The sequence below is a fragment of the Pseudoalteromonas umbrosa genome (assembly GCF_030125375.1).
GTDB classification, from domain to species: Bacteria; Pseudomonadota; Gammaproteobacteria; order Enterobacterales; family Alteromonadaceae; genus Pseudoalteromonas; species Pseudoalteromonas umbrosa.
Genome location: NZ_JASJUU010000005.1, coordinates 150,443 through 168,494 on the forward strand (window position 1 = coordinate 150,443; position 18,052 = coordinate 168,494).

At 42.2% G+C, this 18,052-nt stretch carries 14 protein-coding genes; 5 read left to right on the forward strand and 9 right to left on the reverse strand.

Annotation, left to right across the window (positions count from 1 at the left end; genetic code table 11):
* Positions 1 to 568 precede the first annotated feature (568 nt).
* Entirely contained in the window at positions 569 to 1,201 is a 633-nt protein-coding gene (locus QNM16_RS17815; protein ID WP_284021734.1) for a c-type cytochrome, read from the reverse strand.
* A gap of 352 nt (positions 1,202 to 1,553) precedes the next feature.
* Here QNM16_RS17815 and yihA point away from each other — a divergent pair, with 352 nt between their 5' ends.
* On the forward strand, positions 1,554 to 2,198 hold the full coding sequence (gene yihA / locus QNM16_RS17820; RefSeq protein ID WP_284021735.1) for a ribosome biogenesis GTP-binding protein YihA/YsxC: 645 nt from the start codon (positions 1,554 to 1,556) through the stop codon (positions 2,196 to 2,198).
* Here yihA and QNM16_RS17825 read toward each other — a convergent pair.
* The 3 genes from QNM16_RS17825 to polA form a co-directional block, all read right to left on the reverse strand.
* Positions 2,195 to 2,734, reverse strand: a complete 540-nt coding sequence (locus tag QNM16_RS17825) for a DUF1285 domain-containing protein (protein ID WP_284021736.1) — start codon at positions 2,732 to 2,734, stop codon at positions 2,195 to 2,197. The genes yihA and QNM16_RS17825 overlap by 4 nt on opposite strands.
* Entirely contained in the window at positions 2,724 to 3,290 is a 567-nt protein-coding gene (locus QNM16_RS17830; protein WP_284021737.1) for a YceI family protein, read from the reverse strand. Before QNM16_RS17830 ends, QNM16_RS17825 begins: the two co-directional genes overlap by 11 nt.
* A gap of 457 nt (positions 3,291 to 3,747) precedes the next feature.
* A complete protein-coding gene (gene polA, locus QNM16_RS17835; protein WP_284021738.1) occupies positions 3,748 to 6,498 on the reverse strand; it encodes a DNA polymerase I in 2,751 nt (916 codons plus the stop codon).
* A gap of 421 nt (positions 6,499 to 6,919) precedes the next feature.
* Here polA and elbB point away from each other — a divergent pair, with 421 nt between their 5' ends.
* The 3 genes from elbB to QNM16_RS17850 all read left to right on the forward strand — a co-directional run bounded on the left by elbB (position 6,920) and on the right by QNM16_RS17850 (position 10,899).
* Complete coding sequence (elbB, locus tag QNM16_RS17840; RefSeq protein WP_284021739.1) at positions 6,920 to 7,573, forward strand: isoprenoid biosynthesis glyoxalase ElbB; 654 nt, start codon at positions 6,920 to 6,922, stop codon at positions 7,571 to 7,573.
* A 207-nt stretch (positions 7,574 to 7,780) separates the two neighbouring features.
* On the forward strand, positions 7,781 to 8,170 hold the full coding sequence (locus QNM16_RS17845) for a c-type cytochrome (RefSeq protein ID WP_284021740.1): 390 nt from the start codon (positions 7,781 to 7,783) through the stop codon (positions 8,168 to 8,170).
* 158 nt (positions 8,171 to 8,328) lie between these two features.
* Entirely contained in the window at positions 8,329 to 10,899 is a 2,571-nt protein-coding gene (locus QNM16_RS17850) for a diguanylate cyclase domain-containing protein (RefSeq protein WP_284021741.1), read from the forward strand.
* Here QNM16_RS17850 and rep read toward each other — a convergent pair.
* Positions 10,888 to 12,900 carry a DNA helicase Rep gene (gene rep, locus QNM16_RS17855; protein ID WP_284021742.1) on the reverse strand — a complete coding sequence of 671 codons (2,013 nt, stop codon included), beginning with the start codon at positions 12,898 to 12,900 and terminating at the stop codon, positions 10,888 to 10,890. The two genes, QNM16_RS17850 and rep, sit on opposite strands and share 12 nt — an antisense overlap.
* Positions 12,901 to 13,088: 188 nt before the next feature.
* On the opposite strand from rep, the gene ubiK reads away from it, so the two are divergent.
* Complete coding sequence (gene ubiK / locus QNM16_RS17860; protein ID WP_284021743.1) at positions 13,089 to 13,352, forward strand: ubiquinone biosynthesis accessory factor UbiK; 264 nt, start codon at positions 13,089 to 13,091, stop codon at positions 13,350 to 13,352.
* A gap of 65 nt (positions 13,353 to 13,417) precedes the next feature.
* On the opposite strand, the gene can is transcribed toward ubiK, so the two are convergent.
* The 4 genes from can to ilvA form a co-directional block, all read right to left on the reverse strand.
* Positions 13,418 to 14,110, reverse strand: a complete 693-nt coding sequence (gene can / locus QNM16_RS17865) for a carbonate dehydratase (protein WP_284021744.1) — start codon at positions 14,108 to 14,110, stop codon at positions 13,418 to 13,420.
* A gap of 14 nt (positions 14,111 to 14,124) precedes the next feature.
* Positions 14,125 to 15,309 carry a methyltransferase gene (locus QNM16_RS17870; RefSeq protein ID WP_284021745.1) on the reverse strand — a complete coding sequence of 395 codons (1,185 nt, stop codon included), beginning with the start codon at positions 15,307 to 15,309 and terminating at the stop codon, positions 14,125 to 14,127.
* A 78-nt stretch (positions 15,310 to 15,387) separates the two neighbouring features.
* Positions 15,388 to 16,437, reverse strand: coding sequence for an ABC transporter substrate-binding protein (locus QNM16_RS17875; protein WP_284021746.1), 1,050 nt, complete (start codon positions 16,435 to 16,437; stop codon positions 15,388 to 15,390).
* 71 nt (positions 16,438 to 16,508) lie between these two features.
* Entirely contained in the window at positions 16,509 to 18,050 is a 1,542-nt protein-coding gene (ilvA, locus tag QNM16_RS17880; protein ID WP_284021747.1) for a threonine ammonia-lyase, biosynthetic, read from the reverse strand.
* Between the last annotated feature and the right edge of the window lie 2 nt (positions 18,051 to 18,052).

Sequence of the window (18,052 nt, forward strand, 5' to 3'; positions counted from 1 at the left end):
CGGCAGAGATTGCTCTCTACCGCCTGCTAATCTGAGCGTCTCAATCTGGACACTTCTCCCTTCGACTTTTAGTCTTTATTTTTCTTATTATTTATCATCCATTTTGTTTTTATTGTTACTTCCGTGGTGCTATCCATATTGTTTTTGTTATCAAACTTCCATTGCTTTTTTTATTTTCGGTCTTCCTAACGCTTTTGTACTCATCCTTGTTTAAGTGTATTCAAATGAATACTTAACATTGCCGCCTACGCTTCCATTACGAATTGTCCCTGTTTTTATGTTGTCTCGACGACAGGGATTAATCTACGCTTATTTTAAACAGTTACAACTAATCAATAACAAAATTATTACCTAAGTAACAGAGGATAAATTAAAAACAAAACAAATACATTAACTTACAAAAAAATACACATGTAATTTGCGTTAAGTCCTACAAATTAGGAACGCTACTATCTTACAATCAAAGTGAGATATATCTCACACGGAACAGATCAAAAAAAGGCAACGATCTCGTTGCCTTTTTCAATAATCAGAGTTTACGTTATATCACGAAAAACCAAATACGACTTTAGTGCAAGCCACCTAAGTACTTAGATAAAACTTCAATATCCTTGTCTGTTAACTTCGACGCAATATCCCGCATCATACCGTTCGCATCATTACCACGAGTACCATCACGGAACTTCATCAGCTGTGCTTTGATGTATTCAGGGTGTTGAAACGAAATTTTAGGGAATTGTGCCAATGATGTCCCATTGCCTCTTGGGCCATGACACGCCATACACGAGGGGATCCCTCGCTCAGCATCACCTGCTCGATATAATTTTTGACCCGTTTGAACAACATCTTCAGGGGTTGTACCTGCACTCATTGGCATACTTGCAAAATAGGCTGACAGATCTTTCATGTCTTGATCAGAGAGCGGCATTGCCATGCCACTCATCACAGGGTCCATACGACCCTTAGCACCACCTGATGTCATACCCAATTTAAACTCTTTGAGCTGTTTATACATATAATCAGCATGCTGACCTGCAATTTTTGGATACATGGTTACAGGGGCGTTGCCATTTGGTCCATGACATGCTGCACACGTTGCCGCTTTAGCCTTACCAGCCTCGGCGTCCCCATCGAATGCTACTGCGCTGTTGAATGACAGCGTGCCAAGCAGCATAGTTAAAGATAATGCTATTTTTTTCATGGTAAATTCTCTGTTTCGACCCTGTAACTATCTGCTTAAATGAAATACGCTAAATTTCACAATAATAAGCAGATACTAATCTGTGCACATTGACTTAAAATTTTTAAGTGACGCTCAATGTTTGTTGCTTTACCTTGTAATATTTAAATACTACACGATAAAAAAAGCCCCGCCATGCTTAGTGGCTATTATAAAACTGCTAATTTATAGGTAATTGACATAGATTAAACTTAGTCCAGAAATTCTCTTGACGCTGCTAAAAATTGTCGACTTTCTCAGCTTTTGCATTGTGTGCCAGATGTAATAAAATAGGTATGAATTAAAGAATCAAGCAATCCGCCTAGGAGTTAGAGTGTTAAAATCTCGTATGCCATATAACCGCGCTACTTTCATCACCAGCGCACCTGATATTACCCGCCTACCTGCAGACAGTGGCATAGAGGTCGCATTTGCTGGGCGTTCTAACGCTGGCAAGTCTAGTGCTTTGAATACATTGACAGATCAAAAATTGGCGCGTACCAGTAAAACCCCTGGCCGTACTCAATTGATCAATACCTTTGCTCTGGATGAAGACAAGCGCCTAATTGACTTACCTGGTTACGGTTTTGCTAAAGTCCCCATTGAGATGAAGAAAAAATGGCAAAAGTCTCTGGGCGAATATTTGCAAAAAAGACAGAGCCTAAAAGGCATTGTGGTGTTAATGGATATCCGCCATCCTATGAAAGACTTAGATATGGATCTCATCAATTGGGCAGTAGGAAGCGATATCCCTGTACTTGCACTGCTGACAAAAGCAGACAAATTAAAGCAAGGCAAACGCAAAGCCGAAGTCTTACAAGTACGAAAAGCCCTTTCTGAACTAGATGGCGATATTACTGTTCATGCCTTTTCATCATTAAAAGGGCTTGGACTAAAAGAGCTTGCTTGGCAGCTAGATGACTGGTTCCTCGGACCTTATGTCAAAGAAGAAGCGGACGATAACACGCCAAACGACTAGGTTAGCTCATACGCCTGACCAGCGGAGTGCAATGTCATCGACTGTCGTTGCTCATTGTACTTCGCAATCTCTGCCCATTGATAATAAACATTGCGCTCAATACGCGCGCACAACCCATAATTTAGCTGTAAATGCGGAACTTGCTGGTCTTTATACTCAGCCATGTACAAGGGAAATGCCTTACAAATAGGCCATAACCTGCCCAAATTATCTTCGCAAATAATCGTTGGCTCAAGGTCATATTGCTGAGCAACCTCAGAGACATGCCAAGCTACAATAATAAATGGACTTTCCTCTACAGTGACTGCACATGTTTCAGAGGGCGTTTTTAACGTATATTCACCCTGCTCACAACTGAGCACACTGGCAAATAAGCGCACCAATGTGAGGCGTTTAATCTCATCCCCTTGATGAAACCAACGTCCTGCACCATCAATTAAAAATGTGCCTACACCACACTCACCAGCTTGCCAACGTTCAGTCGGTGAATGTGCAGATACATAGTGCGCTATTAACTGTTCCAGTTTATCTGTCATGAAAAACCAAATTAAACGTCACAGGGACTGTTTGTGCGATGCTATTTAGGCCTGCTAATTTGCGTAAAGCTTCAATCCCATCAGTTAGGTCAAAATCACGGCTATTAATGAGTACTGCACGCAGTGGCGATACTTGCAGTGTTTTAGCCTGATTATTCACCATAAGGTCCAGCTTTAACACCAAGCTTTTACCATGCAAATTAAGTGTAACTGGTACTGCTTTGAGCACTTGAGGACCCGTATCAAGCTGGGATAACCATGGCTTAATGTCAGCCTTAATGGTTGCTGTTTGATATTGAGAAACATCAAACAGCACTTTTTTCATGCGCTCATTTCTGATTGGGATTAGGGATTCAATACTGCTTAAGTCAATCTCTATACTCAACTGGCCTGACTCAGTGATCTCACCAGACAGTGATGTGAAATGATGATTTTCAGCGACACTATTTAATTTTATAGAGGTGAAGCTCAGATCACTCAGCTCACTATTTAGCTGCCAAGCGGACACAGCTTGAGACATTAAACATAAGCTACCAACAAGAAAAGGCTTAAGCATGACATATTCCTATTTGTAAAATTTTTCACATCTTAACAAATAAATATGGAGAGAGTTAGATTTACACCTACTGATCAATATTTGATATGTCGAAATTTAAAAGACTGACAGATATATTATGAAGAGAAAAGCCGGCTCGTATAAACCTTTTACGAGCCGTTATAGCAATCTGGGGAGAAGCTATCAATACACAGTATCCTCTTTCGAGAGATACATCATCAACAGGATGTCCTACAGGATGAGGACGCCGCGAACTGTAGCAAATAGCCATCTAGAAATAAACAGCACAAAGCAAATAACGAGCCAATTTGATAAATGATAAACAAGCAGGCCACACTTATTACATTAAAGTTACATATAACCGATGAATTCGGGACGTATACAGCATTTTATGCAATACAAATAAAAAAGCATGACTAAGTCATGCTTTTATCTGTAAATACTAAGAGGTGTTTAATTAATGGGCTTGTTCCCAGTTTTCACCATGATCAGCTTCAACCACAAGTGGCACATCTAATTGTGCAGCTTCACTCATTAATCTGCAAATTTGTTGACTAAATTCAGCCACCTTATCGGCACTGATTTCAAAAACCAATTCATCATGTACTTGCATTAATAGCTTAATTTCATCTTGGCTATGTGTTTGCAACCACTGATGTACTTTGATCATGGCTTTTTTAATGATATCAGCAGCGGTTCCCTGCATTGGAGCATTGATTGCCGCACGTTCAGCAGCTTTACGACGCGCACCATTGCGCGCCTTAATATCAGGTAAATAAAGACGACGACCAAACAAGGTCTCAACGTACCCTTGCTCAGCCGCCTTTTCACGCGTGCTTTCCATATACTCTAAAACACCTGGGAAGCGCTCAAAGTATTTATCCATGTAATGCTGAGCTTCATTACGTGGAATATCTAGCTGGCGCGCAAGGCCAAATGCACTCATACCATAGATCAAGCCAAAGTTTACCGCTTTCGCTTTACGACGCATATCCGAGGTCACTTCTTCAAGTGGCACTGAAAATACTTCTGAAGCCGTTGCACTATGGACATCTTTGCCTTGCGCAAATGCGCTTAACAAACCTTTATCCTGAGATAAATGCGCCATAATTCTCAGCTCAATTTGGCTGTAGTCGGCCGCTAAAATCACATGCCCTTGATCTGCAACAAATGCTTGGCGGATCCGACGCCCTGCTTCATTACGAATTGGAATGTTTTGCAAGTTAGGATCGCTGGAGCTTAAACGACCTGTTGCTGTAACAGCTTGATGATATGAAGTGTGTACACGCTGCGTATCCGCGTTAACCAACTTTGGTAATTTGTCTGTATAGGTCGACTTCAGCTTTGCCAAGCCGCGATGTTCGATGATGAGCTTTGGCAAAGGATAATCATGTGCTAATTCCTGTAGCACTTCCTCAGCGGTAGAAGGTGCACCTTTTGGTGTTTTCTTCAAAATTGGCAGTCCAAGCTTTTCAAACAAGATTGTTTGTAATTGCTTTGTGGAGCTTAAGTTAAACTCTTCTTCAGCCAAGGTATATGCTTCTTGTTCCAGTTCTGCTAAGCGCTTTTCAATTTCTAAGCTTTGTTCACCTAGCATAGTGCTGTCAATTTGAACGCCCGTTCGCTCCATATCAGAAAGGACATTAATTAATGGCAATTCAATATCCTTAAACACACTCACTAGACTCGACTCTTTTTCTAGTAGCGGCCATAAATGCTGGTGCAAACGAAGCGTAATATCGGCATCTTCAGCAGCATAAGGCGCCGCCTTATCAAGCTCTATTTGGTTGAATGTAAGTTGCTTTTTGCCTTTGCCAGCGATATCTTCAAAGCTGATATTTTTGTGACCTAAATACTTCAGTGCCAATGAGTCCATATCATGTCTGGTACCCACACTGTTAAAGACATAAGATTCGAGCATAGTATCAAATGCGATACCATTTAATGTGATACCCGCACGGGCCAGTACGCTTTTATCATACTTTAAATTTTGCCCTACTTTTTTAATGCTTTCATCTTCTAAGATCGGCTGTAAATGTTCAAACACCAAACCTTTATCTAACTGTTCAGGCGCCCCCATATAGTCGTGGGTTAAAGGTAAATATGCCGCTTCACCAGCTTCAACCGCGAAGCTCATACCAACCAAGTCAGCCTGCATGTAATCTAGACTGGTGGTTTCAGTATCAAAGGCGAACACATCTGCGCCCTTGAGCTTCTCAACCCAAACTTTTAACTGCTCAACCGTTAAGATTGTCTCATAGTTGCCTTCAATCTCAGGTTGTTGTGCTTCGACAGCCGTTGGCGTTTTGCTATCAGCTGCTGATTTACCATCGAGTAGTTCACTCAACCATCGTTTGAATTCACATTGACCGTATAGCTCAACCAAGCGATCTTTGTCCATCGGTTGGATCTTGAATGTATCGAGATCTTCTTCAACATCACAATCAAGTTTGATGGTCGCTAGCTCATATGAAAGCTCAAGCTGTGCTTTATGCTCTTCTAGCTTTTTCGCCATGCTTTTTGAGCCACGAAAACCAAGTGGTGCAATTTCATCTAGGTTATCGTAAAGCGTGGTAATTGAGCCTAGGCCCTGTAACATTGCCAATGCCGTTTTTTCACCAACGCCCGGCACGCCTGGAATGTTATCGACCTTGTCCCCCATTAAGGCAAGGAAATCAATGATCAGCTCAGGACCGATACCAAACTTATCCACTACACCTGCCGGATCTAAAACCGTATCAGTCATTGTATTGATTAACGTCACATGCTCATTAACTAACTGAGCCATGTCTTTATCGCCTGTACTTATCAGAACATGGCGCTTTTGCTCAGAAGCAATACGAGAGAAAGTACCAATTACGTCATCTGCTTCAACCCCTGCAATACTGACCAGTGGCAGACCCATTGCTTTTATGATTTCATGAATCGGCTCAATCTGCGTACGCAAATCATCCGGCATCGGCGGTCGGTTTGCCTTGTACTCAGAGTACATGTCATTTCTGAACGTTGGCCCTTTAGCATCAAATATCACGACCATATGGCTAGGATCAAATTGCTTAAGTAAGCTCTTAAGCATATTGATTACCCCATAGATTGCGCCAGTGGCTTCCCCCTGAGAATTAGTCAAATGCGGTGGCGCATGATAAGCGCGGAATAAATAGGAAGAACCATCCACTAAAATTAAAGGGTTTTCTGGGATCTGAGGCATAATATTTTTGGATCCTAATAAATGAAATTGAATAACTCGCTAAGGATGCCACAAGGCATAGCATAAAACGAGAGGAGTGCAATGAAACTTAACAAGGAAAAACTGTGGATAACTTTGTAGATAAACATAAGAAAGGCACCAGCAATAAATTAAAGCTAGTGTTCTAATACATACAACGTAATGATAAATATAGTAAAATACACAAACTAAATTTCATACAATAAAATACGAATTTGTGGAAATGTATTAACTCATGTATTTTTCACCATAGAAAACTGGTGATAAAACGACCCGTTATTTCGAGCGGACGCGTATACTAACATAAATGATCAAAGATCAAAGCAGATCCTTTATATTTTTTTTCACAGTTGGTCGTCTTACATTGAATATAGCAGGCACAATAAGCCTTAGGAGATAAGAAATGAAACAAGTAGCAATCATTTTTAGTGGTTGTGGAGTATTTGATGGTGCAGAGATCCATGAATCTGTATTGACCATGCTTCATCTAGCACAGCAAGGCATTGCATACCGCTGCTTTGCCCCAAATATTGAACAGCACCATGTTATTAATCATATAACAGGTGAAGAGCAAGCCGAATCTCGCAATGTATTAACTGAAGCTGCGCGTATTGCACGTGGAGAAATTCAAGATTTAGCAGAGCTTAACGTGGATGATTTTGCTGCCTTAGTGATCCCGGGCGGGTTTGGCGTTGCTAAAAACTTATCTGATTTTGCGTTCAAAGGCGCAGAGTCACAAGTGCTTGAATCACTCAAGTCAATCTGTCAGCAATTTAACAGCAAAAATAAGCCGATAACGTATTTATGTATCGCACCAGCTCTGATTGGCCATATTCATCAACCAGGTACAAAAGCCACCATTGGTACAGATGCTGACACTGCCGCTGCAGTGAATGCACTCGGCGCTGAGCACGTAGAATGTGCTGTTACCGACATCGTTGTAGACGAGCTGCAACTAGTAATTAGCACCCCTGCTTATATGTTGGCAAGTAACATCGTTGAAGCGTCAGCAGGCATAGAAAAAGCAATAAAACGCCTCGCACAACTGATCGATTAAACGCGCAATTACTTGCTCACAAAAAATTTGCTTGGTTTTAAGCATAAACGACCAAATCTTTGCCCTAACGCAATAAAAGATGTTTTTTATACGCTTAAGATCAAGTTTAAATTTTAACTAATTTGGTGGTGACGTTATACTCAATTAGGAACCGTCATCCGTCGTGCTTCGTGATCGAAGACATTAAATTTGAAGTGAGCAAGGTAAATGAAGAAACTGTCAGCAGCACTCTTAATGCTATCCACGGCCGCCGTTGCCCAGCCGTATGATAATTCTCTAACCGAAGAAGCCATCAAAAAGCGATTAGCGCCGATAGGTTCAGTCTATTTAGCGGGTGCACAAGACACTGCAGCCGCAGTACCATCCGGACCACGCTCTGGTGAGCAAATCTACCAAGCTTCTTGCTTTGCTTGCCATGGGACAGGTGCATTGGGTGCGCCAAAAACAGCGGATGATTGGGCTGCACGTTTAAGTAAAGGTTCAGACGTGCTGCTTGACCACGCCATCAATGGATTCAATGCAATGCCGCCAAAAGGCACTTGTATGGACTGTAGTGACGAAGAAATTCAAGCCGCTATCGACTTCATGCTTAAATAAAACCGTTTAAAAAATAGAGACAAATACTCGCATATTTGTCTCTATTAGGGCAAAATGTTTGTCTAGTAACTGAATTAACATTTTGCACTTGACCCCTCTAGTCAAAAGTGAAAATATAAAGTTTAATAAATAAACAATAATAGCCTTTGGTTTTATCATTGGAAGATCCAAACGACGTTGCAATTCGCAAGCTGACTCGTAAGAATCGACGCTTAGAGTCCTTGTTGAGAAAATACAAACAAAACTATCACTTGCAACATGCCTTGATACAGCTTTCTGAGCAGGCTAGTACAGTTGCCGAGCTAACCCTTTTATACCCCGCTATTCATAGTATTTTAGAGCAACATCTACCCAGTAAAAGCTTCTATGTTGTGTTGCAGAACCAGTTTACCCAGACACTTGAGCTCTCTTATTTTGTTGATGAAAAGGATGGTATTTCTGTGCCATTACATGAATCACATCATTTTGATCAAGGGGTTACTGGCTATGTTTTTAATACCAAAAAGGTGCTGTATTTAACCAAATATGAAATGCAGCAAATGATCGATGACTGCAAATTTAAAGCCCTAGGTAGTCCTGCTGAACATTGGGTAGGTGTACCTATATTCCGAGATAAAAACATCATTGGCGTAATGGTATCTCAGAGCTATCAACCTCAACAAGCTTACAGTGAACACCAAATTGAGCTTCTTGAGGTGATGTCTTTATACCTAGCAACGGCAATTGAACGCGTAAAAAAACGTGAGCTACTCGAATCAGAAGTAAAGATCCGCACACGTGCGCTGATGCAGAGTAACGATGCACTCAATAAAGAGATTGAGCAACGTAAACGCGCCCTAGAGCGACAGCAAATCTTATTTAAGATTTCTGAGTTGGCAACTCAGTTTAGCGACATTGATGATGTGTACAAGCAAGTACATAAAATCATTCGTTCCATTACCTTTGCCAACAATCTCTATATCGCTTTACACGATACCGGCTCAAATTGGTTGAGCTTCCCCTACTGTGTCGACGAAGTCACTGAATATCGCCCGAGGCCTTTTGCCAAGGGGTACAGTGAACTGGTGATCACCACCGAGCGCAGTCAGCTTATCGACACCAATCGTGCAGCAATCTTAATTGAAGGCGGTGTAGTAAAACGTCCACCTGATTACGACGACTTAGAAACCGCAACAAGTTGGCTAGGCGCACCTCTGAAAACGGCCAAAGGGGTGATCGGTTTAATTGCTTGCCAAGCATATAACCATGAATACGAATACAATCATGAAGATGTTGAGCTGATCTCTTTTGTATCAAATCAAATCGCCTCAGTACTACAAACTCACTTAGCTAACCAAGCACTCAAAGCCAGTAACCAAGAACTTGAGCATCGCGTTGCAGAGAAGACAAAAGCGCTCAGACAAACCAATTTGCACCTACAAATGCAAATTGAAGAGCGTAAAAAAATTGAACAGCAACTCTATCATGACGCACATCATGACCCACTCACATCATTGCCTAATCGCAGTTTATTTTTGACTCAACTAGAAAAAACATTGCAAAAATATCAACGTTATCCTGAGCATAACTTTGCAGTATTATTTATCGATCTAGACAAGTTTAAAGTGATCAATGATGAGCTGGGGCACCAAGCTGGCGATCAGTTTTTAATCTGGGTCAGTACCGCATTTGCAGAATGTATTCGTGAACACGATTTACTTGCGCGTCTCGCTGGTGATGAGTTTGTTATATTATTGGACCACCTGACTGATAAACAGCAAGCTGAAGACGTAGCAAAGCGCCTCATTCGCGTTATGCAACAGCCGTTTTGTATGAAAGGTGTTTGCATGCAAAGTGGTGCCAGTATCGGTATTACTTACAGCAATAAGAAGTACAAAAATACCGACGAGATCATTCGTGATGCCGATGCTGCGATGTACTACGCAAAAAATGCTGGGCGAGGTCGCTATGAGTTTTATCATCCATTATTAACTGCGTCTACAAGTAACAACAACAAGCCTGAAGAGCAACACCATTTAACAGCGCTACCTACGCACTTTAGAAGTACAGAGGTGGTCGATTTTACCAACCACTCAACACAAATAATTACCTTAGAAGCATTTGGTGAGCATCCGGTGCTTGGTAGCACAAGTTTTGATGTACTAAAAAAATTTGCAGCTGCTAAAGATGAGCATTTAGACATTGAATTAGGCTTGCTGGAAAAAGCACTCAAAATAGCCCAAAACTATGATCAAGACGTGTTATTCGCGTGTTCAACCATTGTTCTAGAATCATCTGCATATGCGACACTTAAACAGATGCTTGCTCACAACAGTACCCAGCTTTGCCTTATGTTTGATGAAAGTGAAGTCCGTTATGCATCTAGTGTGCAATTAGAAAATCTCAAAGAACTGCCACTATTAGGGGTAAACATTGGCCTTAATGATTTCGCCAAAGAGCGCTGTGACCTCGCTTTCTTAAGTAGTATCGATTTTAAATATGTCTTATTGAGTTCTGTATTTAGCAAACGTGTTTTACAGCAAAACAGCTATGATATTCAGCTACAAGGGATATTGGCGATCACCAAATTAAAAGCCATACAAGTGATTGCTAAGGGACCAGCCATCTTAAACTTCAGAAGTTTATTGGAAAAACATGGCCTAAAACTGTTTTTTGGCAAGCAACAAAATTTAAAGAGCGCTCGCCAAAACAGCACAGGCATTGACGAGCAAGAAACACTAACGTTTTAACATCGCGCGTAAGTTAGCGACACGCGCTTGACCTTTCTCCATCCGTTCAGACTGAGATACCACTGCTTTTTTGCCTTCAAATTGCAAATCATCTTGTGGCAGCTCTTGTACAAAACGGCTCAGCTCTGGGGTGATCTGTTCACCAAATTGACGGCGGCTTTTGGCATAGGTCATAGTCAAAGTTTGCTGTGCTCGGGTGATCCCGACATACGCTAAACGTCTTTCTTCTTCGACGTTATCTTCATCAATACTGGTTTGATGCGGTAATAACCCCTCTTCCATACCCACCATAAAGACATGCGGATATTCCAAACCTTTTGAAGCGTGCAAAGTCAGCAGTTGTACAGCATCACTTTCATCTTCTTCTTCATTACGCTCTAGCATATCTCTGAGGGTTAACTTCGTTACTACTTCAGATAATGTCATCGGCGGATTATCTGCATCGCCCGTCAGCATATCACTGATCCAACGATACAGTTCAGAGACATTCTTCATGCGCATCTCTGCCGCTTTCGCACTGGTTGAAGACTCATATAAATAGGTCTCATAATTGATTTCGCGGATCATATCCTTCACAGCTTCGAGCGTATCACCTCTTACAGCGCGGTCACTCAACTCCACGATCCAACGTGCAAAACCTGCCAAGGCGTTAAAACCTTTACCCGTCAAACGCTGTGTCAATTCAGGGTCAAAACACGCCTCAAACAAACTAATATGTTTATCGTTGGCTAAGCTGCCTAACTTTTCGAGCGTCACAGGACCAATTTCGCGTCTTGGTGTATTGACGATACGTAAAAATGCATTGTCATCATCTTGGTTTACCAATAGTCGTAAATAAGCCATGATGTCTTTAATTTCACTGCGAGCGAAAAATGACATGCCACCACTGATCTTATAAGGAATACGGTTAGCCATAAGGGCTTTTTCAAACACACGCGCCTGGTGGTTGCCGCGATATAAGATGGCATAATCTTTATAGCTAGTACGCTTCATGAATTTATGTGAAATAATCTCAGCCACCACCCGCTCGGCTTCATGTTCTTCGTCACGGGTTGCTATTACACGCAGTGGATCACCATAACCCAATTCACTGAATAGCTTTTTATCAAATTCATGGGGGTTATTGGCAATTAGGATGTTAGCAGATTTCAATATGCGCCCAGCGCTTCGGTAATTTTGCTCTAGCTTAATTAACCTCAACCCCGGATAATCTTTACTCAATAACACCAAGTTTTGCGGCTTGGCACCACGCCAAGAATAGATTGACTGATCATCATCACCTACCACAGTGAAGCGAGCGCGCTCGCCTACTAGCAACTTAACTAGCTGATATTGACTGGTATTGGTATCTTGATATTCATCCACCAGCAAGTATCTAAACTGATTCTGCCAGCGTTCTCTCACCTCTGCGGAGCTGCCAAGGAGCAAGGTTGGGATCATGATCAGATCATCAAAATCCAGGGCATTATATGCGCGAAGCTGAGTTTGATAACGTGCATATAATTGTGCAAACAACGCTTTTTGCGGTTCACGCGCTTCCCTAATGGCGCGCTCAGGTAAGATCAAATCATTTTTCCAGTTACCAATTTGCATTTTCAATAAATTGAGCAAATCTTTATCTTTTTCGAGTTCTTTTTCTGTTAGCTCTGATAGCAATTGGTTGGTGTCTTGGTCATCAAACAATGAAAAGCCAGGTTTGAAGCCCAATGTTTTGACTTCTTTTTTAATGATGTTCAAACCCAAGGTATGAAACGTAGAGATCCACAGTCCTTTTGCGTCTTGCTTCCCAAGTGTTTGAGATACTCTCTCTCGCATCTCTTTGGCCGCTTTATTGGTGAATGTTACCGCAGCAATATTGCGTGCTTTATATTCACACTGCTGTACTAAGTACGCTATTTTATTCGTGATTACACGGGTTTTCCCCGAGCCTGCCCCTGCTAATACGAGGCATGGGCCACTAATATACTTAACGGCTTCATCTTGTTTGGGATTGAGTTTCATAAAAGGCGTGTACCCTGAGCAACTGGAGCCGCTTAGTTTATCTTATTCATGTCACAATACCAATTTGCAATGTTTTGATCGTGATTAAACGTAAACATATTTAGATACGTAACAGAGATTAAAATGCATTTATCGATATTCTTGTTTACGGTAAGATATTGCCTATCAACTAGCTATAAGGCACTGACATGATAAATCCAGCAAAAATCGAAGAGATCGCAAAGCAGATCTCAAGCAACATGCCACAAGGTGTGCGTAATTTAGCAGAAACTTTCGAAGCGAAAACCAAACAGGCAATTCAAACAAAATTGACCGAAATGGATTTTGTCAGTCGTGAAGAGTTTGATATTCAAAGTAAAGTTTTAATCAGAACACGCGAAAAGCTCACTGAGCTAGAAGCCAAAGTAGCAGAATTAGAAGCAAAACTAGACAAGCAAAGCGACGCTGAGTAAGACTTTAAGTTTTGAAAAGTACATCAAGCACGTTTTTAAACGTGCTTGGCGTTAATGCACCCGCATTACCCAGTTTGCTCAGACGGCTTATCTAAATGACGTGTGACTAACGAAAGCAAGGCCTGCTCATAGCTCATTGCCAAACAAGATTGAGAGCTCACATCTGGCACCAACTCATTCAGTAGACCATCTGCCAATCCATACACCCAGCCATGGACCTTTAGCTGTTGTCCACGCTGCCACGCATCTTGCACTATACTTGTGCGACAAACATTGCGTACTTGTTCGATGACATTCAGCTCGCACAATACATCACTGCGCTCAGCCTCTGTGACTTCACGTAACAATGCTTGATGCTTTTCTTTAATATCAACGACATGTCTCAACCAATTATCTATTAGGCCAAACTTAGCTTCTTCTAGCGCCGCTTTAACACCACCACAGCCGTAATGACCTACAACCATAATATGGCTAACTTTTAATACCTCGACCGCATATTGCATCACTGACAAGCAATTATGATCCGTGTGCACCACCACATTGGCAACATTACGGTGAACAAACAGCTCACCGGGCAATAGGTCAACAATTTCATTTGCGGGCACTCGCGAGTCAGAGCAGCCAATCCACAAGTAATCGGGATTTTGTTGCATAGATAAAGTCTTAAAAAACTCAGGATCACGTATCCGCGTGCGCTCTGCCCACTGACGATTATTTTCCAATAAGTGTGCTAAGTGATTGCTGTGTTTTTGGCACATTCTTTTTCCTCATGCTACTGGCGTTTGGTTGCCTGTATCAATAAATTCCTTGGTGTCAGTGACTTTTCACAAAACTGCTCTAGCGTCACGTCATACCCCTTTGCATGCAAATATAACACTCTATCTAGCACAAGCCACAATTCAATCGCACGCCGAAAACCATGGCGAACTAACTCAATGCGCTCGGTCACTTTTTGCCTTGTTTGTGCCTGTAATAAATAGCGCTGATAATCTATCTGCTCAGGCAATTCGATACCTTTTTTGTTTGCTGCCCACACACAAAAATCAGAAAACTCTCCAGAAAAAATAGCCTTATTGACTGACGGCACACTGACATAATGATCTGTCTGAGTAATGTCCCGTCGCAGCGCATCAAAAGCTAATCGCCACAGTACTTCTTTTTTACGTACCTTTGCCACTCTACTCGGTGCGGTCACAGTCTCCTGTAACGCTAGCTTCATGTCATTATGTGTTAAACGCAGCGCACTTTGTTGCCCCTCTTCACTCATTGGTTGGTATTCATCACTGGTAAACAGGTGATAACAACAAGGCGATAAGCTAATTTTCTCACAGCCCACCTTAGCAGCTTCACGCATAAAGTTCTGATGTAGTTTGCCACAAGCGTGCAGAGCCACCGCATGTTGCGCGGCTTTAAAATGATGACTCACAGGGTCACTCAACACATCAGCGCAGTGAAACGTCATATCGAGTTTTTGATGCGCAGCACTCTGTGCTCCTTGCTCACATAAATGTGCTTGTAGTTCAATACTGTCCACATGCGGTACACCCGTATAAGCTAAGATCCGGCCCAAGTGCCCTTTTCCTGCACACCACTCCAATACTGGAAGTTGCTGTTCATTCAGTGCAGAAACAAAATCTTGCAACTGTCCAACTTTACGTCCTTTGATACCATTACTTAACCAAAAAGGCAGCTCAGTGCGTGGACGTTCAGTCAATGTGATCTGTGTTAACTCACTTATCTCGGCTAACTGCGGAATGTAATTTGCCAAAGTTTGCTGTAATGCACCTTGATCCATGTCCAGTGTAGTGACCGTTTGCTCATCTAATTGCGATAAATACTCATCTAATTCAGGCCAAGGCGTGACCAGATGGTCAAAGGCTAATAATTGCCAATACTGGCGTGTTTCATGGAGCAGTCTATCAAGCGACTGAAAATGTGTTATATAAGACGAGATCATGGAATTTAGTAGTTACTACAAGTAGTCTTATTGTAATCTATCATCATGATGATAGAAAACCTCTAGCTCGCTTTCTCGTCAGTCCGTCAAACTATAGTTTTTTCTTTGCAGTGCCAAGCCAACATACATAGGGATGCAAAGTACACTCATCACGATAGCTAAAATGAGCATCCAAGACCAATTGATATCATTGATGCTCTCTTCGGAATATAAAAACGCATTTTTATGCTCATGAAAAGCCACAATATCTAAATGATATAGCTGCGCTATCCACTGCCACCTAGCCAGAGACATATTGCCAATTGGGATCCCGGGCGCTTTTATAAAAGGGACTAATTTATCTGCTTCATTAGCCAACTCCTCAAAGCTTTTTTGTGTCGCGTAAAGCTTAGTGATTTGCAAGGCTTCCTCTAAATTCGCCAGCGCATAGCGCCACCCTCGCAAACTTGCACTGCGAAATTTAGAGACCATTTCAGGTCGATACTTATAAACATCTTCAGAGGTAAATAAAATATCCGCATAAACATTGATGCCATAATGCTTTGGACATATCTGACGTGTTGCAATACCTTGCTGTGCCATTTTAAATGGCTCATTAGACACATACACTTGCAACGCATCAAACTGACCTGATTTAAAATCTTTCAAAGGAGACAAACCTGAATAAATAGGCAATTGGTTCACATCTATACCTGCACGCTCTAGTATCAATACCAACTCAGCCCCCTCAGTACGCCCCAAGTGACTAATTTTTTTGCCTTGGAAATCTTTTGGAGAGTAAATATCACTGTCAGCGCGAACCATCCAGCAATAAGGCGAAGATTGAAAAATCGCAGCCAAAGCAATTAAAGGCTTTCCTTGCATACGCTGATCTAACAACCCCGAATGTGTAACACCGAATTGAGCTTGGCCTGAAAGTACTTTGAACTGTTCATCAGGCTGGTGTTTCTGTGCAGGGACAATATTCACGTCTAACCCTGCTTGTCGATAAAAGCCTTTTTGTTTGGCAACATAATAACCAGCAAATTGAAATTGGTGGACCCACTTAAGTTGAAGTGTGACAGGCTCTAGTACAGATGCATGGACACTGGTGCAAATGAAGGCAAATAAATAAAAGCAACGAAGCATAGGCTGTCCTTAGAGAATCTATCAATGAATATAGAAGTCAAAGGACAGAAAGAACAGGAGTTGTAATTAATTCATCCCACTTTACGTGCAAAATCTTGTTCAGATTTAAGGTATTGAGAAAAACATGGGTTACTTGTTTCATCTCGGTAATCGTATCCCAGACGCCCAAGATGCTCCTCAAATTTAGCATACTCTTGCGGTGCCATTTCAAACCCTGCCAAAACATGACCTTTCGCAGCTCCATGATTACGATAGTGGAACAAAGTGATGTTCCATTCGCTGCCTAAAGTCTCTAAAAACCTGAGCAGTGCACCAGGGTACTCTGGAAACTCAAATCGTAATAATCGCTCTTGGATCTCAACAGGCGGCTTGCCACCGACCATATAACGAATATGCAATTTGGCCAGCTCGTTATCCGACAAATCGGTAAACTCATATCCATTTTCAGAGAGACTTGATGTCAACTCTTGTAGCTCTTGCTCTGCATTTCTTAGTCCAACCCCGACAAATATTTGTGCTTTTGTGCCACCGGCAAAACGGTAGTTAAACTCAGTGATCGCTCGCCCACCCAATGTTTGGCAGAACTGCTTGAAACTACCTCTTTGCTCGTCAATGGTCACGCCAAATAACGCTTCACTTTTTGCACCCAGCGCTGTGCGCTCAGCAATATATCTCAAACGATCAAAATTGAGATTTGCCCCAGAAAGTACAGCCGCTAAAGAAAGTTCAGAATCGCTCTGTGCCATACTCCACTTTTTTAGCCCAGCTAACGCAACCGCACCTGATGGTTCCGCGATTGCCCGCGTTTCAACGAAGATATCTTGTACTGCGGCGCAAATTTCGTCGGTTGAGACCAGTATCACTTCATCGCAATACGTCTGCGCAAGTCGAAATGTTTCTTCACCGATCCGCTTCACCGCGATCCCGTCAGCAAAACAACCTACTTGATCCAACTCTACCGGTTGACCCTGCTGCATTGCGGCATGCAAACACGCGCTTTCCGTTGCTTCGACGCCAACTACGCGTATATCCGGACGCAAAGATTTAATATATACCGCCATGCCGGCTAGTAGCCCCCCGCCGCCAACTGGGATAAACACCACATCTAACTTGTCTAATTGCTGCATCATTTCACGTGCAACCGTTCCCTGACCAACAATCACATCTTTATCATCAAACGGTGGCACAAACACGCCCCCTTCTTGCTGACATAAAGATTGCGCATACGTATTCGCTGCATCAAAGTGGTGACCATGTAATACAACATGTCCGCCCAAATTACGCACTGCATTCACTTTTATTTCAGGGGTCGTGACAGGCATAACAATGGTTGCCTGATGACCTAGGTGAGCAGCACTCAGTGCCACCCCTTGCGCATGATTACCTGCTGATGCCGTGATCACATGAGAATGCGCAGGCAGTTGGCGCAACTTATTGAATGCGCCTCTGAGTTTGAAAGAATAAACAGGTTGTTGATCTTCCCGCTTAAGCCAAACTTGGTGCTTGAGCCGTTCCGATAACCCTTTTAAGTGACTCACATCCGTTTGCTTCACCAGAGGGGCCATATTCGCTTGGATAATAGCCCGAAAGTAATCTAGCTCTTGTGCCACCATAG